Origin of the sequence: Synechococcus sp. PCC 6716 (assembly GCF_022570815.1) — a bacterium.
Lineage (GTDB): Bacteria > Cyanobacteriota > Cyanobacteriia > Thermosynechococcales > Thermosynechococcaceae > Thermosynechococcus > Thermosynechococcus lividus.
Genome location: NZ_JAKLTU010000001.1, coordinates 267,646 through 289,256 on the forward strand (window position 1 = coordinate 267,646; position 21,611 = coordinate 289,256).

Annotated in this window: 18 protein-coding genes and 1 pseudogene; 5 read left to right on the forward strand and 14 right to left on the reverse strand. The window is 54.0% G+C overall.

The genetic code is table 11. From position 1 onward, the window contains the following. Positions 1–115 precede the first annotated feature (115 nt). Entirely contained in the window at positions 116–2,692 is a 2,577-nt protein-coding gene (locus tag L5220_RS01280) for an AAA-like domain-containing protein (RefSeq protein ID WP_499571110.1), read from the forward strand. A gap of 33 nt (positions 2,693–2,725) precedes the next feature. On the opposite strand, the gene L5220_RS01285 is transcribed toward L5220_RS01280, so the two are convergent. The 7 genes and pseudogenes from L5220_RS01285 to L5220_RS01315 form a co-directional block, all read right to left on the reverse strand. Then, complete coding sequence (locus L5220_RS01285; protein ID WP_448527612.1) at positions 2,726–4,150, reverse strand: protein kinase domain-containing protein; 1,425 nt, start codon at positions 4,148–4,150, stop codon at positions 2,726–2,728. A gap of 42 nt (positions 4,151–4,192) precedes the next feature. Next, positions 4,193–4,681: an FHA domain-containing protein gene (locus tag L5220_RS01290; protein WP_499500090.1), complete on the reverse strand. Its 489-nt coding sequence runs from the start codon at positions 4,679–4,681 to the stop codon at positions 4,193–4,195. Between the two features lie 18 nt (positions 4,682–4,699). Next, positions 4,700–4,855 (reverse strand): annotated as a pseudogene (locus L5220_RS01295) (zinc ribbon domain-containing protein); the annotation flags it as partial. A 349-nt stretch (positions 4,856–5,204) separates the two neighbouring features. Further along, positions 5,205–6,017, reverse strand: a complete 813-nt coding sequence (locus tag L5220_RS01300) for a phosphate ABC transporter ATP-binding protein (RefSeq protein WP_499571112.1) — start codon at positions 6,015–6,017, stop codon at positions 5,205–5,207. 282 nt (positions 6,018–6,299) lie between these two features. Next, positions 6,300–9,146: a spore coat protein U domain-containing protein gene (locus L5220_RS01305; RefSeq protein WP_499571113.1), complete on the reverse strand. Its 2,847-nt coding sequence runs from the start codon at positions 9,144–9,146 to the stop codon at positions 6,300–6,302. Next, on the reverse strand, positions 9,055–9,825 hold the full coding sequence (locus L5220_RS01310; protein WP_499571115.1) for a fimbrial biogenesis chaperone: 771 nt from the start codon (positions 9,823–9,825) through the stop codon (positions 9,055–9,057). The genes L5220_RS01305 and L5220_RS01310 overlap by 92 nt, the downstream gene beginning before the upstream one ends. A 1-nt stretch (position 9,826) precedes the next feature. Further along, entirely contained in the window at positions 9,827–10,405 is a 579-nt protein-coding gene (locus L5220_RS01315) for a Csu type fimbrial protein (protein WP_499571117.1), read from the reverse strand. A 293-nt stretch (positions 10,406–10,698) separates the two neighbouring features. Here L5220_RS01315 and L5220_RS01320 point away from each other — a divergent pair, with 293 nt between their 5' ends. Continuing rightward, on the forward strand, positions 10,699–12,105 hold the full coding sequence (locus L5220_RS01320) for a CPBP family glutamic-type intramembrane protease (protein ID WP_499571119.1): 1,407 nt from the start codon (positions 10,699–10,701) through the stop codon (positions 12,103–12,105). On the opposite strand, the gene L5220_RS01325 is transcribed toward L5220_RS01320, so the two are convergent. After that, positions 12,073–12,855, reverse strand: a complete 783-nt coding sequence (locus L5220_RS01325) for an SDR family NAD(P)-dependent oxidoreductase (protein WP_499571121.1) — start codon at positions 12,853–12,855, stop codon at positions 12,073–12,075. The two genes, L5220_RS01320 and L5220_RS01325, sit on opposite strands and share 33 nt — an antisense overlap. A 69-nt stretch (positions 12,856–12,924) precedes the next feature. On the opposite strand from L5220_RS01325, the gene L5220_RS01330 reads away from it, so the two are divergent. Next, the gene (locus L5220_RS01330; RefSeq protein ID WP_499571123.1) at positions 12,925–13,905 is read left to right on the forward strand and encodes an alpha/beta fold hydrolase; all 981 of its coding nucleotides are present in this window, start codon (positions 12,925–12,927) and stop codon (positions 13,903–13,905) included. On the opposite strand, the gene L5220_RS01335 is transcribed toward L5220_RS01330, so the two are convergent. Both L5220_RS01335 and L5220_RS01340 read right to left on the reverse strand, forming a co-directional pair. After that, on the reverse strand, positions 13,814–14,071 hold the full coding sequence (locus L5220_RS01335) for a DUF3146 family protein (protein ID WP_099799421.1): 258 nt from the start codon (positions 14,069–14,071) through the stop codon (positions 13,814–13,816). The genes L5220_RS01330 and L5220_RS01335 overlap by 92 nt on opposite strands. A 3-nt stretch (positions 14,072–14,074) precedes the next feature. Then, positions 14,075–15,664 carry an Hsp70 family protein gene (locus L5220_RS01340; protein ID WP_499571125.1) on the reverse strand — a complete coding sequence of 530 codons (1,590 nt, stop codon included), beginning with the start codon at positions 15,662–15,664 and terminating at the stop codon, positions 14,075–14,077. A 125-nt stretch (positions 15,665–15,789) separates the two neighbouring features. Here L5220_RS01340 and hemH point away from each other — a divergent pair, with 125 nt between their 5' ends. After that, positions 15,790–16,953 (forward strand): ferrochelatase, encoded by a 1,164-nt coding sequence (hemH, locus tag L5220_RS01345; RefSeq protein WP_448525434.1) that lies wholly within the window; start codon positions 15,790–15,792, stop codon positions 16,951–16,953. Between the two features lie 13 nt (positions 16,954–16,966). Here the strand turns inward: hemH and L5220_RS01350 are convergent, their stop codons facing one another. Continuing rightward, positions 16,967–17,575 carry a biotin transporter BioY gene (locus L5220_RS01350; protein ID WP_499571127.1) on the reverse strand — a complete coding sequence of 203 codons (609 nt, stop codon included), beginning with the start codon at positions 17,573–17,575 and terminating at the stop codon, positions 16,967–16,969. Between the two features lie 7 nt (positions 17,576–17,582). Beyond that, a complete protein-coding gene (locus L5220_RS01355) occupies positions 17,583–17,954 on the reverse strand; it encodes an FHA domain-containing protein (protein WP_448514778.1) in 372 nt (123 codons plus the stop codon). 238 nt (positions 17,955–18,192) lie between these two features. Between L5220_RS01355 and L5220_RS01360 the strand changes: the two genes are divergently transcribed. After that, a complete protein-coding gene (locus tag L5220_RS01360) occupies positions 18,193–19,500 on the forward strand; it encodes an HlyD family secretion protein (RefSeq protein ID WP_499571129.1) in 1,308 nt (435 codons plus the stop codon). Positions 19,501–19,544: 44 nt separating this feature from the next. On the opposite strand, the gene atpC is transcribed toward L5220_RS01360, so the two are convergent. Then, positions 19,545–19,961 (reverse strand): ATP synthase F1 subunit epsilon, encoded by a 417-nt coding sequence (gene atpC, locus L5220_RS01365; protein ID WP_448514776.1) that lies wholly within the window; start codon positions 19,959–19,961, stop codon positions 19,545–19,547. Between the two features lie 82 nt (positions 19,962–20,043). Further along, positions 20,044–21,492 carry a F0F1 ATP synthase subunit beta gene (atpD, locus tag L5220_RS01370; protein ID WP_499571131.1) on the reverse strand — a complete coding sequence of 483 codons (1,449 nt, stop codon included), beginning with the start codon at positions 21,490–21,492 and terminating at the stop codon, positions 20,044–20,046. Between the last annotated feature and the right edge of the window lie 119 nt (positions 21,493–21,611).

A 21,611-nucleotide genomic window follows, 5' to 3' on the forward strand; every position in this document is an offset into this window, starting at 1 on the left:
CTCGTTAATACTCCTCAGTGTAGCCATATCAACAGCCATTAGGCAATTTGAGCGGCTGCCACTAACCCTCTGTAACTGGGTTACAGTACAAACAAGCAACGTAGCAGAAGTGGTCATGATTGGTAAAACCCTTGGCAGTCGTTACAAACTGATTCGCGTCTTGGGAGCGGGGAACTTTGGCCAAACTTTCTTAGCGGAGGACACTCACCGTCCTGTGCGGGCAAAATGCGTCGTCAAGTATCTGCGACCCGCACGCACCGATCCTAGTTTTTTACCCTTGGCACGCTCTCTTTTTCAGCGGGAGGCGCAAACCCTTGAACGGCTCGGCAGTCATGATCAAATTCCCCGCCTGTTAGCCTACTTTGAGGAAGACAGTGAATTTTACCTTGTCCAAGACTTTATTGAAGGACAGGTCTTGCGCCAGCAACTCGTACCCGGTGCCACGTGGTCGGAGGCGGAAGTCCTCTACTTTCTTCAAGATGCTTTGGGAATTCTGGCCTTTGTGCACCAGTGCGGCGTGATTCACCGCGACATTAAGCCCGATAACCTGATCCGGCGGCAGTCGGATCATCGCCTTGTCCTGATTGATTTTGGCGCGGTCAAGGAAATGGGGGTTTCTATTGGGGGTGGCACCTTGGTGGGGGACGCCACCGCCCAAACGATCGCCATTGGCACACCGGGCTACATGGCACCTGAGCAAGCCCAAGGGCGACCTCGCCCCGCCAGTGACCTCTACGCCTTGGGCATGATTGCTGTACAGGCGTTGACGGGGTTAAATCCCTTGCAACTCACCCAAGACCCCTACGGTTGCTGGCATTGGGAGCCAGTCCATCCGATCAACGATCGCCTCGTCCAGTTTGTCAATAACCTGATTCATCCGTCGCCTTACGAACGCTTTGCCACAGCGGCAGAGGCACTGGCAAGCTTGCAGCAGGTGGAACTTCCCAAATCCCTCTGGCAGCGCCTTGGCTCCTTTCTGAAAACCCCGATTCAAGACCTCTGGCGATCGCCGGTTAGCAACGCGGCTCCTTCAACGAGTAGTACTGCGATCGCCTCAACCACCCCACCCCCCCAACCCTTACCCAGCACCCCCGCTCCTACCGCTGCAATTCCGCCTCGGGGACGACACGTATTTATCAGCCATTCCAGCGATGGCACCGATCTGCAACTGGCCACGGCGCTGCAAGAAGCGCTCCAAAACGCAGGGCATCATCCCTTTATGGCCAGCCAAAGTATCCGCATGGGAGAAGGATGGGCAGAGCGCATTGATCACGCTCTGAAGCAGTGCGATTTCTTTTTACTGCTTCTCTCCCAAGCCGCCGCCCAGAGTGAGATGGTACTTGAAGAAGTCCGTAGTGTTAAGCAACTGCAATCTCAGCGCAGCGATCGCCGTCCGTTCATCCTGCCGGTGCGGGTCAACTTCCCCTTAGACCAACCCCTAAACTACGAACTACGCGGTTACTTGCATCGGTTGCAGCAACGCTTTTGGCGATCGCCGGCAGACACCGCAAGCCTAGTTCAAGAAGTCCTTGACCTCGTGAATGCCACTGCTGATCCAGTGCTGCCCACCAGTGATGGGATTCACGAAACCGCTGTAGAGCAAGGGCAAACTGGCACCCTAGTGGGAGATGGTGCCCCTGTGCCGGTAGCTGAACCTGAACTACCAGAAGGGCAAGTAGAAGTAGCCTCTGCCTTTTATATCGAGCGACCTCCCATCGAGCAGCGCTGCCGCGAAACCCTCCTACAACCCGGTTCCCTCATTCGTATTAAAGCCCCCCGGCAAATGGGCAAAACCTCCTTGATGGCACGGCTGATGTATCGAGCCACCCAAGAGGGCTATGGCACCGTCCCGTTGAGCTTTCAATTGGCTGATGCCCACGTCTTCAGCGACCTTGACAAGCTGCTGCGCTGGCTGTGTGCCGGAGTTGGGCGGCGGCTGGGGCTAGAAAACCGCCTTAAGGACTACTGGGACGATATTTTTGGCAGTAAGTATAACTGCACAGCTTATTTTGAAGAATATCTACTGCCCAACTGTCAGAAACCCGGCACCCAGATGGCGGGTCGCCCCCTAGTATTGGGCTTAGATGAAGTTGACCGCGTGTTTGAATACCCTGACGTGGCCAGTGATTTCTTCGGGCTACTACGGGCATGGCATGAAGAGGGGAAAAACCGCGACATTTGGCGCAATCTGCGCTTAATTGTTGTCCATGGTACGGAAGTGTATATCCCCCTCGATATTAACCAGTCCCCCTTTAACGTCGGCCTCGCCATTGATTTACCAGAGTTTAACCACGACCAAATTTGTGAGTTAAGCCGTCTGCACGGCCTTAACCTAGACCCAGACCATCTCAAGGAACTCCAGCAGTTGGTAGGGGGACATCCCTACTTAATTCGACTCACGCTATACCACTTAGCCCGTAACGATGTAACGTGGCCGGAACTCATGGCCAATGCTGCCTCTGAAACGGGTCTGTACCGCGATCATTTACGGGGACAATGGTGGCACCTCCATCAACGCCAAGAACTGGTACCGGCCTTTGCCGACATTGTCAGTAGCGAGAGTGGCGTTACCGTCGAAGCAACCACTGGCTTTAAGCTCCACAGTTTGGGGCTAATTAGCTTGAATGGCAGCCTTGCTAAGGTTCGCTGTGAACTGTATCGCCGTTATTTTGGCGATCGCCTTTGCGCGTAAAACCTCACGCCGTTGCCCCTCCATGAAGCGGCATCATAGGGCACTGGAAACTGGCGGAGCAGGCATAGCTATAGTCGCAATTTGCTCTAGCCGCTGCTTCACAGCTGCGGCATTGGGATAACGTTCCCGCGGGTCTGGGTGAGTCAAACAGTTAATTAAATCCACCATCAGGGGATCAAGATGGGGAATATCTTCAGCATACAGGCGGTATTCCCGCGCACCCCAGCGGAAATAGGTGTCTGGCTCATTCCCTGTGAGCAAGTACACAATAGTGGCACCAAGGCCGTACAAATCTGACGCCGGTTCCGGTTTCCCTTCTTGCTGCTCAGGGGCAGAATAGCCCACCGTGCCAATAAAGGTACCAGACTCTGAGGTGAGCACCGATGCCTTGCCCCACCCAACCAGCACAACATTAGTAGCCTCACGGCTGACATAGGGATGGATGAGGTTGGATGGGCGAATATGCAAATGCAAAATGGGGGGATCTTGCTGGTGAAGTAGCGTCAAGAGATCGCAAATCGGTATCAGCCAGCGGCTCGCTTCAACAACATTCATCACGCCATGATCATTAATCCATTGCTTAAGGGAATGACCATAGACCATTTCCGAGACAAGGTAGGAGTCTGTGCCGTACTGAAACCCCTCCCAAAACTTAGGCAGAACCGGATGGCTCATCTGGCATAACTGCCGCACTTGCCGCTGAAAGGCACGAATTTCGCGCTTAGAGGCTGCCAAGCTGTGCCCTTTGACAACTGCTGTCTGGCCATTGCGCCAGCCCAAATAGGTATTACTTTGGCCTAAGGCTTTAATAATTTGATAGTTGCCAAGGGTCTTCCATACCTTGAGGGGCACGCCACACTCAATGCAGAATATATCATCAGCTTCGGCACGGCTGTGGCTACAGTCGGGAGGGGCGCGCCACTCAGCTAATAGTTGCGCCGGTAACTCCCCCTGTACCGCAAAATTTTCCTCCTCATCGTCGTCCTCTTCGGTAATGATGCCCTGATAACTCATCCCGGTTGCTGCGGTGCCTAGGGGTTCGGCATTGTCGGTGCCCACGGCTTCCTCCTCCCCTGAGTAGGTACCTTTCTCCACATCAGTACGAGCTGTTTCAGGAATCGTTGCCATCCTAGCGTTGGGGGGCATAGGTTGATGGTCAGCGCTAAGGCGGACTTGAATGTTGGGACCGGATCGAGCCAACCGCAGGATACCGCCATCTAAAAGCGGGGCTTGCTGTACCCGTTTGCCATCTAAATACGTGCCATTGGTACCTAGGTTGACAACCTCCCACTGCAGCCCATTCCGCCGCAGTTCAACGTGGTGACGCGAGACCACCGCACTGTAGAGGACAACATGATTATCCACAGCACGACCAATGCGGATCACAGCTTCACTATCAAACGTCCAGCTTTGGACGGGGGTTGCTTGGACTGGATGTAGAAGTGTCAATGTAATCACGTTTTATTACCGCCTCTTGTCTATTGATACGCTAAAGGGTTCCTAGGAGGTGAGTTCATAGATAAACGTCACTAAATCTCCTTTGCCAAGGGCAATGCGATCGCCAGGTGCCAAACGGTGCCGATTGCCCGGATACAGCGCAGTATTGTTGATATACGTACCATTAGCACTGCCCACATCCTCAATGTAGTGGGCATTTCCCTCCACTCGAATATCGGCATGGATGCGGGAGACCACCTCAGAATTAGGAAACCCAGCAACATCAATGTCCGGGGGAATGCGATCGTTGGGCTTGCCAATGTGAACCACCACCCGGCCGGGGGGAATGTTTAGCTCAGTGCGGGTCTGTACATGGATTAATTTGGCATAGATTGGCGTTGCTGGAACCGCTGTGGCTGGAAACAGATGCGGCGGGGGGGGSGGGGGGGGAGAGAGGGTCGTCCCCCGTCCCGGTACAGTAGCGGTAAGTTCCACCGCTGGAGCAGCAGTAGCAGCTAAATCCGGCACTTCTGCTACGGAGGATGAATTCATAGCAAACTGGCGCACGTTAAAACCACACTGACCGCAGAAATTCGCATCTGACTGAACCGGTGCACCACAATTTGGACAAGTATTCATATCAGGCATTGGGGAAAAGCAGGCTTCACACTGAACAGCACCAACTGGATTGGGGTGGCAGCACTCAGAACAGATAATCATAGTCATGACGCCCTATTCCACAGCCGTTCCAACCATCTTGAGACTAATGTACCCACGTTTTCTCAGAAAGAGTGAACAAGAGGGGCAAGAGTCACTTCTTTGCTTATCTCCACTATAGTTAGGTTAGCTTTGACTCTCCCAATAATATACACGTTATATAAAAATACTTTCTTAAAACTAAAGCCTGAAAGGTTGCTCTGGCGCCTGATCTAAGGAATGGGAGGTCAAAGACCAAAGGGAGCCACTACAATTTTTAACAAAACTTGACCTTAATTATAGGAAATTATGGACAATTAGGTGTTTTAGGTGTTTATTGAGCCTAGGATCGCCCTGATGAGCCAAAGGATAAGGACGCTCAGAGCACCCGTCCTGTGACATAGCGCTGGGTCAGTGCTTGCTGTGGCCGCTGAAACAGGAGACTGGTAGGTGCATACTCTACCAAGTAGCCTATCGAATGACCGCTGGCGTTCATTTTGGCACCAAAAAAAGCTGTATAGTCAGAGATCCGCGCGGCCTGTCGGAGATTATGGGTCGTCATAATCAGGGTGTAGCGTTTTTTTAGTTGGCTCAATAGTTCTTCGAGGTGGCTGCTAGAGCAGGTGTCAAGATTGACGGTGGGGTTATCTAACAGGAGCACTGCTGGGTCAAGGGCGATCGCCCGAGCAATACACAGATGTTGCTGTTGACCGATGGTCAATGCCATTGCATTAACTGAGAGCCGATCCTTAACACTGTCCCACAGATGCACTTGTTGCAGCGACCACTCTACTAGCTCATCGATGTTGCCAGCGTAGCCATTGACCCGGGCACCAAAGGCAATATTGTCATAAATTGACTTTGGAAATGGGTTGGGTTGCTGAAAAATCATGCCAATCTGGCGACGGATACTCGTAACGTCCCACTGGGGATCGTAAAGATCCTTGCCTCTATAGAAGATACGCCCTGTCACCTGAAGTTGCGGAATTAAATCCGTCAGGCGATTAAAGCAGCGCAGAACCGTACTCTTGCCAGAACCCGACGGCCCAATAAAAGCCACCAGTTGTTTTTCGGGAATTGTGAGATTAACTGTATCGACCACTTGCTGATTATGGTAGTAAATGCTCAGTTCCTGAACATCTAGAACTGTTGGCAGACTGAGGGTTGCAGAGCCAGCAGTAGAATAAGTCATCGCCGCAATAGCTAGCCTCACTATTGGGATACTCTACTGCCACTGTAGCAAATCACCGATCTCACTCAAAACTTAATGGTTCTGCTCGACTAACTTGTTCAATGCTGAATCGCTGTACGTGCTGATAGATATATTCTTGATATCGTCGTGTATCCTGCCGTCCAGCTTCCATAAATGTTAATGATTCAGTAAAGTATCTCTGACAATCCCTACAATATAGGGGATTACATAACTGGCTGGCACAGTAGCAGCAGTGAGTAAAATAATTCTTGCAGTTATATGCTAAAAGTGGATGACGACCTGCAGCGAGTCACTGTAGGTGCCAGGGGCAACCCATTGCTGGGCTGGAATGCGGCCATAAATAGGGATAGTATTCACTACATTGTTACCCGGAATAAACGGCCCACGCTGATAACTGCCGCCGGTGCCATTCCCCCAAATGAGGCTGCGATCGCTATCGAGGTAGAGATTATAGTTCAATCGGCTGCTGCCACTGCTCATCTGCCGCGGTGTAAAGCTGTTACTATTGCCTTGGCTAATCTGAATGGTAATGGATCGGTTATTAAAGCTGCCTGTACCACCGCCGCTACAGACAAAGCGCAGTTGGCCGGTGCCATCCAAGGCCGCTGGGGCAAAGGGATCGTAAACCCCAAAGTTCACCGCCGTAACACTCTGAAACTGACAGCCAGTGCCTTGGCCATAGGCGGAGAGTCCTGCTAAGAGCCACAGGAGGGGCACTCCTAGATAGATCAATCGGGTAGTTGACATATCAATTCCCCCACATCGGTAAAGAGTATCGTCAGCCTCGGGTAGGGTCACCGTAAAATTACACCGTACCTGCTCATAGGCCAATTCTGCTGCATAGGTACCTGCTTCCAAGGTATCAAAGTAAAACTCGCCATTGGTACTCAGGGGCGAAACCGCCGCTTGGTCATCTTTTTTGAGCGTCAGTTGCCCCAAGCTGGGAACAATGCGAGTACTGCCGCGCACTAAAATAGCTCGCCCTACATAGCTCCGATTGAGGCGCACATCAAAACGGGCGATCGCCCCACCTCGAAATGGCGGTGCAATGAACTGTTGACTTCGGCCAATGGCAAAATCAAGGGGCACGTCTTGATCCTCGATACGTAAGTCATTGGCATAGTAGGGCAGCAGATCGGGAATCAGGATTTGCCCACGGCGATTAGTGCGACCAATTTCCTGATTACTCAAGTAGGTGCGCACACCGGCCACATTGGGTACTTGCACGAGGGCAAAACTGCCCTGAACTGGGCGGGTGAAAAATAGCTGACCACCAATGGCCACGATCCCGCCTTCTACCCCTAATGAGGTTTGGCCGCTGTTGCCTGTCTGGGAATAGCCAACTTGATAGCGACTCCACGGGGTATTGTACTGAAACAACCCACTAGCTAACCCTTGGTCACTGACGGGGGACACCTGACCTTGATACCCGTAGCCCACCCCCAAGGGGAGCGATCGCGACACATTGACAAAAGGCACCCCCTGATTACCCCGCTGTACCCAACCGGTATTGAGGTTCACCTGATTATTGAGAAAATAGTTAAGCGTCACGCTAAATTGGTTCACGGGTGCTTGATCGCCAAAAAAAGACCGCGATCCCTGCAATAGCAGGCTGAGATTCCGGTGCAAGCGCACCTGTGCTAGCACACTAGCCTGCTGACCAATCACTTGATCGCGAGGATTATTAAAAAAATATTGACCACTAATATTAATCCGTGAACCAAGGTTAAAGGTTGTACTCACAAATCCATCCAACAGCGAGCGATCGTCCTCTAGGGGTAAGCTAGTTGTGACATAATCTGGGCTGCGCAGCCGTACCCCACCACTGAAGGCGATCGCCCCTGGATAGTTATAGGCCGCCGCCACCGCGGTACCCAGCTTCCCTTGAGTGGTACTTAAGGCCGCCGCCACATCGAGAGTACCAATGGGTAACGCTGTACTCAAGTTCAGCCCGCCATTGAGCAGGTGGGCGTTCCCCTCAATGCGTCCCCCCAGCGTCAGGTTATTGAGCACGCCTTGCCGGTAGGCGGCTACCATCTGCACTGAGCCATCATAGTTAAAGTTATCCACCCCCAAGCCTTGGCGCTCGACCCCCGCCGCCACAATAAACTCAGACAGGCCGGGTTGCAGTAAGCTCGCCGACTGCACATACCCTTGAGTAAACACCTGCTGCTTACCCTCTGCGTCGGTAACCACCACCCGCACCCGATTAAAGCCACCGCTAAAGGGCAAATTCTTAAGCGTAAACGGCCCCGGCAGCAAGCTCACACGGCGCGTCAGGAAGCCATTGATATAAATTTCGGCAGTGCCGGGGGTTGCCAGTTCCCCTTGCATATCAAAGGCGGGTTGGCGAATGAGGTAGGGACTCAGGCCAAAGTTGCGCTCCCAGCGAATGCCGCCCCACAAACCGCCCCCCCCCAGCAGATCCGCAGTAACAAAACTATCCCCCAGAGTCAGCGTGGTCAACTGACGGCGGTTATCCAAGATCAGGGCAGTTAAACCCCGCTGCAACTCTCCATTCGCAGTCAACCCGACCGTCGAAGTGAGGGCATTCCCGCCAAAGCTGACTGCCATTTCTGCAGCGGCAGTGAGGGTCTCAACATTATTCCAAAAGACACCATAGTTAAGGTAGGCACTCAGGGGTTGGCTGTAACGGATCCCCGGTGGCGCATTGTCTGGGTTAAAGTCAATCACATTGGCAGGCAGCAGATCGGCAGCCACCTGAATCCGTAAGGTCAGCGCCGCATCATCCCGCTCAAAGGTAATGGCAGGCGCCAGAGACTGCAAAGAAACGTGCTCAATGCCCTGAATCATTTCACGGCTGCCACCCACTTCCGTGAGGCCAGCCTGCAACAGGTCTTGCCACGGGATGAGTACATCGTCACCCCTCAGAAACACAATGACATCGCCACGGGCAACGCGATTAACTTCAAGGCTATAAATTGCAGACGTTTCACTGGGAGCTTGAGCGTAGAGCGGCGGCACAGTCGCCAAGAACAGGGGAAGAGCACTGCCCCTAAGAACAAATGCCGTTAGGGGTGGGAATGGTTGTCGTAATTGTAGGGGAGGTTGCCACTGTTTGTAGGGTAACTTGGCGGACTTGGGCACAGTTTGTCTGGGGTAAGAGAAGGTTGCGAAAATCCCGTTGACGATTGGCCAGCACATAAACGGAGTCTAGCGTTTGCTCGAAAATCACAGCTCCTTGATCACTCTTTCCCCGTACTATGATGCCAAGGGTTTGAATATGCACATTGCCTGTGTTGCGCAGCGTCACACTCAGCCGCCCTTGCTGAATGCTGGCATTGACAAACTCTCCTTGGCGTTGGGGGGTGACTGGCTCAATAAAAACTGGTAAGCTCAAGGTTTTAATAATGCGCAACTGTGCCCCTTGGGTGTTGGGGATATTAGGGGACGGCAACTCTGCCACCAACAGCCGATAGGTGTTCTCCTGCTCAAGGGGCGGCTGCCGCACCCCCACCCGTAAGCTACGCTGCTCCCCTGGCGGCACCGACAGCAGCAGGGGAAAAGCCACAACACCGCCATCCGCCTCGCTGAGTTCATCTTGGCCATCAGGGGTTTGCTGCCACTTGCGCAGACTAATTTCAAAGTTAAGGGGTGTTTCGCCGGTATTGGTAAGGGTAAGCAGTACTGTTCGTTGTCGCGGCGACAGAAACACCTGCACCGCATTCAGGTAAAACTCTGTGGACTGCGCCGCTAAGCGCAACGGCATCCCTACAACTGCCGCTACTGCCCAAAGGCTGGCCAAGACCCAATAACGCAACCGCACCTTAGAAGGAGACTACAATTTGCACCGTATCACTGTAGGCACCTGGCTCAAGGGTATCCAGAATGCCTAGCATACTGTTCGCCGCTGGAATACGGCCATAGATATCAAAGGAGGTTGCCGCAGCCGAGGTAGCGGCATAATCTACCCCCGTGGCGGCAGTGCATCCCCAGGTTTGGGTGCGACTCGAATTTTTAAATAGGCCGTAGGGTAGCAAGGCTGTGGCGCTTGGTCCTTTCATTTGGCGAGCGGGAGCTGTACAGGTCGAACCCGTTGCCGGATAGAGACCCTCCTTAAGCTGGATGCTGGCTTGAACCTTTGGCAGGCAACTGACGCTGACCGACCCTTTACTATCTAGAGGGGTTGTGTAATGGGTACCCAAGGCATCGTAGGTACCAAAGTCAATGTTGGTGACGCTATTAATTTTGCAGGAAGCCTTAACGGTGGCCTGAATCTGCAAGTTATCGGTTACGCTTTGGGCTTTAGCGGCTTGGGCTAGCAGAATGGGTAAAACGCCACTGGCAGCCGTTAGAAATAACCCTAGAATAATTTGTCTGAGTGTTAGCTGAAACGCAAAGGACATAGTTGTTTCTCCTTGAAAACACACAACAGCAGCGGTGAGGAACTAGAATAGCTATCTTTAGTATCGATCAGCAGTATGGCCACAGGTGGAACACTAAATCATTGCAAAGCACATAGCTGCTGGCACTGAATAAGTGTTATTTTTTAGGCTATCACCGGGTCTGCACAGCGCCAACTGTAAATATACGCAAATGGGGGTTGATTCTGGTGCCTCTGCCCCCTAGCGAAGGGGTTGAGTTCTTCATGAGACTGATTTTCCGCTAAGGTTTTGAAAGCCCCCTTCTTAGCAATTCTATGTCTGTGAAGCAGTTTGTGCTGGCCGCTCTGACGATTCTTGTGGCTGCTCTGGTGAGCCTGTCTTTATTAAGTAGCTATCTGGACCCCCAACCCCAAAGCCAAATTAATCTTCTGCAGACCCATTTGACACTGCAAGCGAGGGAATGGCAAGGCATTGGTGATGCTTGGACGCGCGATCGCCTCTTGGGCGATACACAAGGGGCGATCCGTGCCTACACCGCAGCGCTGGAGCCACCCACCCCGCAAAACCAGCGCTTGCGCCTCGAATTGGGGTTGCTGTACGCGGATCAGGGCGATCGCGATCGCGCCCTTGAGACATGGCAGCCATTAACAACTATGGCTCAGGGCACCCCTCGCCGCACGGCAGAGGTGTTAATCGGGCTATGGGATACGCCGCCGCAGCTTTTACCGGAGGCTGAATCGCTGCTTAAAACGACGCTACGGGGGTGGTTTCGCAACCGTGCCCTTGAGCGGCTCTACGAACTGCAACAGCGCCCCGAGGCTCTGATGGCCTTAGCAACCGCAGAGCAGGTGCAGGCGCAGGCAGCGTTTCAACGCTTAATATTGGTGGGCAGTACGCCCCTGATCGGTAGTGGGTTGGGGGTGGTGCTGTGGCTGGTGTGGATTTACCAGCATGTGCGACGGCGACAACAGGGCAGCCCCTTACCAGCCTTTGCGCCGCTGCCGTGGGGCTGGGCGACCGTTTGGGAGGTGATGGTGAGTTGGTTTGCCACCTTTTTTGCCCTTAGCCTTGTGGTGATGCCTCTCCTGCGTGCGCTGGTGACTGGGGGACAGCTCCTGACCTCGGCGTTTGGCCAAACCCTTTATGCGTTGGCTACCTATGGGGTGATGATGGTGGCTGGGTATGGCTTGCTGTGGTGGCTGTTAAACCGCTTTGGTAAGCCCCCATGGCAGTGGTTGCGGTGGCAGGGGGGGTGGCGCAGTGCCGTCCTGTGGGGCAGTGGCGGTTACCTAGCAGCTTTACCGTTGGTACTGTTGACCTCGTTGCTGTCCCAGGGACTGCTGAAAAACCAAGGGGGAGGGAATCCGCTGTTGGAGGTCATTTTACAAAGCCAAGACTATCGCACCTTTGCACTGCTCTACCTCATGGTGGCAGTTTTGGCACCGCTGTTTGAGGAGGTACTCTTTCGCGGTTTCTTTTTCCGATCGCTGCAAAGCTATCTGCCCCTTGGTAGCGCGATGGTGTTGACGGGGCTGTTGTTTGCGGTGGCACACCTGAACCTTGCAGATCTCTTGCCCTTAACGGTCTTGGGCACGGTGCTGAGCTACACCTACTGGCGATCGCAAAACCTAGGGGCGGCCATGATTCTGCATGGCATTTGGAATAGTGGCTCGTTTTTKGGGCTGCTGCTACTCAGCGGGGGGACGGAAGCGGGGKTCTAGCTGCTGCACCAGCCATTGCCGAGGCACCCATCGACCAGCAAATGCCAAGAGGCGATTACTGGCTTGACCGGGAATGAGGGTAGCCACATCGTGATCCAAGGCGGCGAGGGTTTCGGCCACAATCTGGGCGGGGGAGTCTTGGGAACCTATCAATGCCGGGTTGCCCATCATATCGGCGCGCTCAAAAAATTGAGTGGCCGTTGGACCTGGGCACACCCCCAGCACCCGAATGCCAAGGGGCTTGAGTTCTGCCCACAGGGCTTCGCTAAAGTGGCGCACAAAGGCTTTAGTGGCCGCATATACCGCGAGATAGGGTAGGGGCTGAAAGGCAGCAATGGAACTGACGTTAATGATCGTGCCACTGTGGCGCTGACGCATCTGGGGCAAAACCAAATGGGTGAGTTCCATGAGGGCGGTGATGTTGACCTGTACCATGGCCACCAAACGGGAGCGATCGCGATCGCCAAACGCCCCGTAGTCCCCAAATCCAGCATTGTTAACGAGCAGATCGACCCTTACCCCCCGTGCCTCCACCTGCTCATAAAGCTGTGCGGCTGCCCCTGAAATGCTCAAATCTTGCGGCAGGGTAATCACTTGCACCGTCCGTGAGGTCGTTAGTTCCTTGGCCAAGGTGTCTAGGGCAGCGGCAGAACGAGCGGTCAAAATTAAATCGTAGTGGCGATCGGCAAGGGCTGCGGCAAAGGCTTGTCCTAAGCCTCCCGTCGCACCGGTAATCAATGCAGTTGGCATAATTGTTGCGAAACGTAAAGATTGTTATCTTAGAGAGTAACCTACTTTGAAAATTGGCACGGCGTTCCTATGACCTCAACCCTTTCGGCCATAGCTGCCTTCCCCACCGCTGATTGGGAATGGCGCGGCCATCGCATTCGCTACAGCATGAGTGGTACAGGGGCACCCGTTGTGCTGGTGCATGGGTTTGGTGCCTCCATTGGCCATTGGCGCAAAACCATTCCTGCTTTGCGAGAGGCGGGCTACCGCGTCTATGCCCTCGATTTACTGGGGTTTGGGGCTTCAGCGAAACCTAACCTAGCCTACAGTATGGATCTGTGGGCAGAATTACTGGCCGATTTTTGGCAGGCACACATTGGTGAGCCCGTGGTGTGGGTGGGGAACTCCATTGGCGGCTTGCTCTGTTTACGGATGGCGGCGGACTATGGGCATACCTGCCGAGGGGTGAGTGTTCTCAACTGTGCAGGGGGTCTCAATCATCGCCCTAACGAACTTAACTGGATGCAGACGCTGTTTACGAACCTGTTTCGCACCTTGGTCGCTGCGCCTGTGATTGGGCATTTGATTTTCGATCAAATTCGCCAGCCAGAGCGGATCCGCAAAACCCTCGGCCAAGTGTACGCCAATCCAGATGCCATTACCGATGAACTGGTGGAGCTATTGCATCGCCCAGCTCTGGATACGGGGGCAAAGGAGGTGTTTGCGCGGGTGATTTCTGCACCGCCGGGACCCAAAATTGTCGATCTGTTGCCAGCGATTCAGGTTCCCATCCTAGTGCTGTGGGGGGAAGTGGATCCGTGGACCCCCGTATCTGGGGTGAAGCATTTTGAAGCCCACCAAGAGCGCATTCCCATCCGTATTGAGCGCCTTGCCGATACGGGGCACTGCCCCCACGACGATCGCCCTGAGTTGGTGAACCCGATTTTGGTGGAGTGGTTGCAGCAGCTAGAAGCAAAATTTAAAATTTTGAGCGAAGCACAAATTGATAATCGCCTCCCGGTTCCAGTTGATAGTCCTGTTGCTCAAGAAAGCGGCTCAGGGGTTCTTTGATCAGTGCTCGGCCCAAAGCGGGCGAGATAATCAGCGTTTTGGCTTTGAACAGCCAGCAAAAGTCCCACTCGTAGTGACTGGCGCATACTTGACCGCGCAGGTGCCCTTCCTGCCAATTTTGGGCAGTAATCCGAACATGGGCGATTGTTTGGGGTAAGGCAGCCATGGTTCAGCGTAGTTCAGCAACAACTCGGTTGGTGACCAGTTGCTCTTGGGTGAGCAAATCTTCCACGGTTATCCGCAGTTGGCGATCGCCATCCACGTAGAAGAGAACTTTTAGACGATCGCTACCGGGGTAGCCGGGGGGGTCAAGGGTGGCAAGGGTTTTGCCTTGGGGGGTGTCATTCAGAGGCTGAACGGTCAGTTGCCCGCAGGTACGGGTAATGAGGCGATCGCCATCAAAGAAAATTTCTACCCCCCCTTGCTCATCCCCTAGCTCGCCAATCACTAGTTCGATTTTGGGCTGCCCCTCCGTGGATGCGCCTAGAATCAGTTCCACCGGTTCGCGCATCGGGTAGGGCTGTCCCCGCTGAATGATGGGATGCCAACCATGGCGATTCAGCTTGCGATCCCAGAAACGGATGCCGTAGCTATGGTACAGAAAATCCTTGAGGTCTAGGCCTTGGGTCAGAGCCAATGCACCCATGGCAACGGCGGTAAACGGCTGATGGCTGCTGATTTTGCTGCGCTCAAAATACTCGCCAACCCAAGCCTGCACGGCGGGGATTTGGGTGGTGCCCCCCACCAATAGCACCGCCTCAATGTCCTCTGGGGCAATCCCTTGGCGGCGACCCTGCTGAAGTACCTGCAAAAGCGCCTTCTCCAACCGTTCAAAGAACTGCTGTTGGTGCAGAATTGTCTCTAGCTCAGCGCGCTCTAGGCTTAGCTCCAGAGTAGAAAAGGTGTCTGGGTCAAAATATACCTCTTGGGCGCGCGGATGCTGGGAGAGTTGAATTTTTAAGCGCTCCGCTAAGCGCAGCAGCAAACGGTTGGCGGCAATCCCCTGCTGCCCCCAATAATCCACAATCCAGTGATCAATATCGGTACCGCCAAGGTTTACCCCAGCTTTGCCGAGAACTCGCGCTGTACGCGGGCGTTGATGATCACTATCGGCCCACTGGCGATCGCCCCACTTGAGGATAAAGCCCAAGGGTGAGCGCTGCGGGTCGTTTGTTTTCAGTTCCACTAAGGACAGATCAAGGGTGCCACCACCAAAATCAATCACAAGGATCACGGGACGCTCGGCCACACCATAGCCCAGCGCCGCCGCTGTAGGTTCATCCACAAGGCGAATCTGGTCAATGGCAAAGCCATCGCACACCTGCAATAACCACCGGCGATAGGTTTCAAAACTATCCACGGGCACGGTAAACATCAGGGAGTCGCCAAAATCCCCGGCACTGTGCTTTAACGCCGTCAGCAGCGTGCGCAAAAACCACGTGCCTATCGCTTCAAAAGTGATCGGGCACCCATCTAATTCCGGCAGGTAGCCCTGCACCGTTGCGCCAATCCCCCGCTTAAACCGCGAGAAAAAGCGGCGATCGCCGGCTACATCAAACCCCCGATCTCGCACCTGCTGCCCCACCACCACCAAGGGCAACTTGGCATCCTCAACGTAGGCCAAACTGGGAATCAGCGCTGGCACCTCCCCAAAGCCCACCGACAGCCCTGCCACTGTCACACATTCTGCCGCCTGAGCCGCATAGTTCCAGCGGGTTACTAGAGTGTTACTGGTGCCAAAATCAATCGCGTAGGTCACAGCGCCCTCAACCTATTCTCGCTAAACCCCTTATCCTAAGATAGTGAGTTCTGCTCCTCTGAACCCCTAGGAGTATGTCAAAATAAGGGAGCGATCGCAAAGACATGTAGGTGATTTCTAGGATTATGGGGCAAACTGGTGTATTACTACTGAACCTTGGCGGGCCAGATCGGCCAGAAGATGTCCGCCCCTTCCTGTATAACCTATTCTCAGATCCGGAAATTATTCGCCTGCCCTTTCGCTGGTTGCAAAAGCCGCTAGCGTGGTTCATTTCCACCAGCCGCGCCCGCAAGTCTCAGGCAAACTATGCCCAAATTGGTGGCGGCTCACCCTTACGGCGCATTACCGAGCAGCAAGCCAAAGCCCTCAAAGCGGCTCTCGCTGACCTTGGCATCGAAGCAAATCTCTACATTGGTATGCGCTACTGGCACCCCTTTACCGAAGAGGCGATCGCCCAAATTAAACTTGATAACATTCGCAAACTCGTCATTCTGCCCCTCTATCCCCAGTATTCCATCAGCACCAGCGGCTCCAGTTTCCGATTGCTCGAAGCCCTCTGGGAAAATGATCCCGCCCTCCGTCAAATTCACTACACCCTCATTCCAGCGTGGTATAACCATCCCGGCTACGTGGCTGCCATGGCGGAACTGATCCGTCGGGAACTCGATCAATGCCCCAACCCCGACACTGCCATGGTGTTCTTCAGCGCCCACGGTGTCCCCAAAAGCTACGTTACTGAGGCGGGGGATCCCTACCAAGAGCAAATTGAAGCCTGTGTCAGATTGATCATGAACGCGCTGGGGCGACCCAACCCCCACGTTTTAGCCTATCAAAGTCGGGTCGGGCCGGTGGAATGGCTGCAACCCTACACCGAAGACATTATTCCGGAGCTAGCGGCTCAAGGTGTCAAAACCCTTGTTGTGGTGCCCATCAGCTTTATTTCGGAGCACATCGAGACATTGCAAGAAATTGATATCGAATACCGAGAACTGGCAGAAGAAGCTGGCATTGAAATCTTTCGGCGGGTTCCAGCGCTCAATGATCACCCTGGGTTTATTGTTGCCTTAGCCCAGTTGGTCAAAGAGTCCCTTGCTGCGCCGCCCCGTACCTTTGCCGATGTCAATACCTTGCGCAAGCGGGTGAAACTGTACCCCCAAGAACGTTGGGAGTGGGGGATGACCTCCGCGGCGGAGCGCTGGAATGGGCGCTTAGCCATGCTGGGGTTTCTTGCCCTCATTATTGAACTGATTAGTGGTCAAGGCCCGCTGCATATGTTGGGTTTACTGTAAACTTCCCCATGGCCTAGTACAGTAACACCAGTCGCAGAATCCGCGCCACCAGCGCCACTAAACAGACAATCACCAATTGTCCGGGCAGCGCCCACAGGGAGTATTGCTGTATGAGTTCTACTAAAGGCTGACTTAACTGGCCAACGAGTGCCAAGGCGCAAAGGTACAGCAACCCACAGCTATGAATGATCGTTAACCCCGCTAACCCACTGAGGGCGAGCCATTCAATGCGAGCAGCCGCTCCTGAGCGAAACGCTAGCCAGCCACAGAACCACGCCCCGGGGACAAACCCCAACAGATAGCCAAAGGTTGGTTCCCGCCAATAGTCTAGCCCTCCGCCTTGGGAAAATACCTGAAAACCACTGAGGCCAAGGATCAGGTAGGCCACCTGCGAGAGTGCTGCCGCTTGCCGTCCTCCCATGCACCCCACCAGTAGCACCGCCGCCACTTGGTAGGAGACCGGTAAGGAATATACGGGGATTGCACTCCACGAACTGGGTAGCACCAATTGCCCGTCATCATTGAGTAAGTTAGGGAGGGCGATCGCTGCCTCCATAAAGGTGCCAGCAACCGTGAGCAGTAACCCCAAAACCGCCCAGAGAAATTCATCTAGCGGTGACACACGCCCCTCACGACCCTTTGAGTCCAGAGTTGAGTGATGGTGTTGTGCCGCTGTAGCGGAAGGTTAAATCCGTATCGCCCATCATGATAATGTCTCCGTGGTGCAACACCCGCTCCTCTGTAATGGGACTACCATTGATCAGGGTACCATTGCGACTCCCTGTATCGCGGATCAAATAAATCAAGTCACTGCCCCGGGGGCGTAGTTGAATCGTAGCTTGGTGGCGGGAAATAAAGGGGTCGTTAATAATAACATCGCACTCCTTAGAGCGGCCAATGGTCCAGAATGCTTTGCCGGCCAAGTGATACTTACCAACAATGATTCCTTGGGAGCGCACCACTAGCCATGCTTGCTTTGCGAGATCGAAAGAACCGGTCATAGATGCGTGCCGTTAATACTTCCATGATATGCATCCCTGAGAGCAAGGGCGGAGGAAATTAGTACATTTACGGATGCCACACCCGTGAATTATCAACTTCAATAGAGGTAGTAAAGCCTGCAGTAAACTCCCTCTAGACCAAGGCTAGCCATCTGCTAAGACATCGAGGCGTAGGTTTCTGGAGTGCTTAAGGAAGTAAGGGAAGTACACCATGCGTCAACGATCTTTGTTTAGGCCTATGCCACAAGACTTGCAATCTCAAGACATCCCTGCTGCCTCAAGTCCTCAACTTGTTTCTACTCAGCGGCTGAAGGTGCGGCGATCGCTCCTTGCCAATGGGGTGGTGATCGCAACAGGAGTGGGTGTTCTAGCATTTACAGGGGTCTTTCTATTTCGCCACCTAACAAGCGTTACCAGCCGCGATGCCGTAATCAACGGGGTTATTGTCAATGTCCGTGCCCCAGAAGAGGGAACGCTAGTGGATCTTCGCGCCCAAGTGGGAGAGATGATTAATCCGTCAGAGGGGGCGGTGGCTATCTTAAAGAATGACCGTACCACTGCCATGACCCCTAAGGATGTAAAAACATGGCTGCAACGGCGCCGGGGGGAGTTAGGAGCCGCTAAGGCTAAATTAGCTGAACTCCAGGGCTTATTGGCCTCTGCCCAAGCCGATAACACCCATCAGCACCGCTTGGAAGTGACTGAGAGCGATCGCCGACTTGCGGCTGCGCAAGCGGAACTGGCTGCCGCACGGGCACAGCTTGCCGATGCCAAAGCGCGGCAGGAACTCGCGCAAATTAACTATGAGCGCTTCGTCTCCCTTGCCCAACAGGGAGCAGTACCTCAGTCTCAAGCAGATGCCGCGCGCACAGAACTCAAACAAAGCCAAGCTCAGGTGGTCAACCATCAACGCACTGTTGATGCAGCGGCGCGCACCGTAGAAGCATTAGCTGCGGAAGCACAGGCGGCACAGTTGGGTTTAACCCTGCGCAACACCCGCAGTAATTACGATCCTCGCTTGCGCCTACAGGAACTTAAGTTGCAAATTGCTGAGCAAAAGGCCGCCATCCGCGGTATTGAAGCGGAAATTGCTGCCCAACAGGAGCAGTTAGCCCAAGCAGAGCGGGAAGTTGCCCAGCGTCAAGTTGTTCCCATTAACACACCGGTGGCAGGCTACGTCTGGCGAGTGGAGGCGCGGCAGGGGGCATTCCTCGGCAAAGGCGATCTCATTTTGCAAGTCCTAGACTGCCAACGCCGCTGGGTCGATGTCTTCTTGGATGAGAAAATGCTACGTCTTGTGCATCCAGGTACACGAGCTAGGATTGAATTGTACGGTGATAAATGGGTGACCTTGCGCGGCAGAGTCTCCAGCATCCGCTCAGGGCTGGGGCGCCTCAACCCCGGGGATGACATGGTCATCCCTATCCCTGAAAACTACCCACGGCAAAGCCAAGTGCGGGTGGAATTGGACCCTAGTGATGCTCAAGAGGAAGGTAACTTCTGCTACGTGGGTTATACCGGCAAGGTTACCTTTGAGATTCAGTGACATCCTCCCCGCTGCAAGCAGAGAGGGAATTCAACCCAAGGAGATTAAATTTCAACAACCCCACCGGCAGCTTGAACCCGTGCCCGAGCGCGGCGGAAGGCTTGAGCTGCTTGAATTTGGGCTTGCTTAGAGCCACTTTGCTGGGCTTTCGCCACAGCGGCTTGGGCATCGCTAAACTCCCGTTTGGCTGTCTCTAGGTCAATGGTGTCGCCCCGCTCAGCCGCATTCACCAAAACCGTGACTTCATTATTTTCCACCTCGGCAAAGCCCCCCATCAGGGCGATCGCCACCCACTCTCGCTCTTGGCGAACCCGCATCACCCCAGTTTCCAGCGCCGTCAGCAGGGGCGCATGATTTGAGAGAATGCCCAGTTGTCCCGTTGTACTGGGTAGAATCACTTCTTCTGCTGGGGCATCCCAAACGGTTTTATCGGGTGCAATCACCCGCACGGTCATCACCATAGCCTTTCCCTTCTTAAGTCATAATTCTTAATTCTTAGGGTGGGAAGCCCCACCCCACTGTTGCCGACCAATCGTTACTTGCCTAAGCTTTGAGTTTTTCGGCTTTGGCTTTGGCTTCTTCGATGTTGCCCACCATATAGAAGGCTTGCTCTGGCAGATCATCTAGCTCCCCGCTGAGGATCATCTGGAAGCCTTTGATGGTCTCTTCGAGGGTGACATACTTGCCGGGGGCACCGGTGAAAACTTCTGCCACAAAGAACGGCTGCGATAGGAACCGCTCTACTTTCCGTGCCCGTGCCACCGTCAGGCGGTCTTCTTCGGAGAGTTCATCTAACCCCAAAATGGCAATGATGTCTTGGAGTTCCTTGTAGCGTTGCAGCGTGGCTTGCACCGCTCGGGCAGTTTGGTAGTGCTCCGTCCCGACAATATCGGGCTGCAACATGTTCGAGGTGGAGCCGAGTGGGTCCACGGCGGGGTAAATCCCTTTAGCGGCTAACCCCCGCGAGAGCACGGTGGTACCGTCGAGGTGGGCAAAGGTTGTAGCTGGAGCGGGGTCAGTCAAGTCGTCCGCGGGCACATACACCGCTTGGATGGAGGTAATAGAGCCTTCCATGGTCGAGGTAATCCGCTCCTGGAGCGCCCCCACATCGGTGCCTAGGGTAGGCTGATACCCCACTGCCGAGGGCATCCGACCCAAGAGGGCTGACACTTCCGAGCCAGCTTGGACAAAGCGGAAAATATTATCAACAAAGAGCAGCACATCCTGCTTGTTCACATCGCGGAAGTATTCCGCCATGGTCAACCCAGATAAGCCCACCCGCATCCGTGCCCCGGGCGGCTCGTTCATCTGGCCATAGACCAAGGCAATTTTCGATTTGCTGGGATCGTCTTTATCAATGACTCCTGATTCAATCATTTCGTTGTAGAGGTCGTTGCCTTCGCGGGTGCGCTCGCCCACCCCCGCAAACACTGAAACGCCGCCGTGTTGGGTGGCAATGTTGTTGATCAGTTCCATCATGATGACGGTTTTGCCCACACCCGCACCGCCAAACAGGCCAATTTTACCGCCACGGCGATAGGGAGTCAGCAGATCGATCACCTTGATGCCGGTTTCAAAGACCGAGGGCTTCGTTTCCAGTTCTGTAAAGCTAGGGGCAGGACGGTGAATCGGCAAGGTTTCACTGATGTTGACCTCCCCTTTTTCATCGACGGGTTCCCCCAACACATTAAAGATGCGGCCAAGGGTGGCGGTGCCAACGGGAACGCTAATGGGGGCACCGGTATCGACTGCTTCCATGCCTCGTACAAGGCCATCGGTGCTGCTCATGGCAACGGCACGGACACGGTTATCGCCAAGGAGTTGCTGCACTTCGCAGGTGACGGCAACGTCCAATCCCGCTGCGTTTTTCCCTTGAATGCGGAGGGCATTATAAATGGCGGGCATTTTGCCACTGGGAAATTCAATGTCAATGACTGGCCCGATAACTTGGGTAATAAAGCCTACATTGGTTCGTTCTGCTGTTGTGACCATGGACTCTGCCTACTGTCTTGGTAAGTTCATTTTTTGTAACTGGCGATCGCTTCAGGCCATCATCTGTGAGCGAAAGGGTTCACACATGAGAGCGGACGATCAAACCTAAATGGAGAATG

What these genes read in the sequence shown, in the direction of transcription:
- L5220_RS01280 (WP_499571110.1), top strand. Translation starts at nt 116, where the DNA reads ATGATTGGTAAAACCCTTGGCAGTCGTTACAAACTGATTCGCGTCTTG.
- L5220_RS01355 (WP_448514778.1), bottom strand. Translation starts at nt 17,954, where the DNA reads ATGACCGGTTCTTTCGATCTCGCAAAGCAAGCATGGCTAGTGGTGCGC.
- atpC (WP_448514776.1), bottom strand. Translation starts at nt 19,961, where the DNA reads ATGGTGATGACCGTGCGGGTGATTGCACCCGATAAAACCGTTTGGGAT.
- L5220_RS01330 (WP_499571123.1), top strand. Translation starts at nt 12,925, where the DNA reads ATGACCTCAACCCTTTCGGCCATAGCTGCCTTCCCCACCGCTGATTGG.
- L5220_RS01315 (WP_499571117.1), bottom strand. Translation starts at nt 10,405, where the DNA reads ATGTCCTTTGCGTTTCAGCTAACACTCAGACAAATTATTCTAGGGTTA.
- atpD (WP_499571131.1), bottom strand. Translation starts at nt 21,492, where the DNA reads ATGGTCACAACAGCAGAACGAACCAATGTAGGCTTTATTACCCAAGTT.
- L5220_RS01360 (WP_499571129.1), top strand. Translation starts at nt 18,193, where the DNA reads ATGCCACAAGACTTGCAATCTCAAGACATCCCTGCTGCCTCAAGTCCT.
- L5220_RS01300 (WP_499571112.1), bottom strand. Translation starts at nt 6,017, where the DNA reads ATGACTTATTCTACTGCTGGCTCTGCAACCCTCAGTCTGCCAACAGTT.
- L5220_RS01335 (WP_099799421.1), bottom strand. Translation starts at nt 14,071, where the DNA reads ATGGCTGCCTTACCCCAAACAATCGCCCATGTTCGGATTACTGCCCAA.
- hemH (WP_448525434.1), top strand. Translation starts at nt 15,790, where the DNA reads ATGGGGCAAACTGGTGTATTACTACTGAACCTTGGCGGGCCAGATCGG.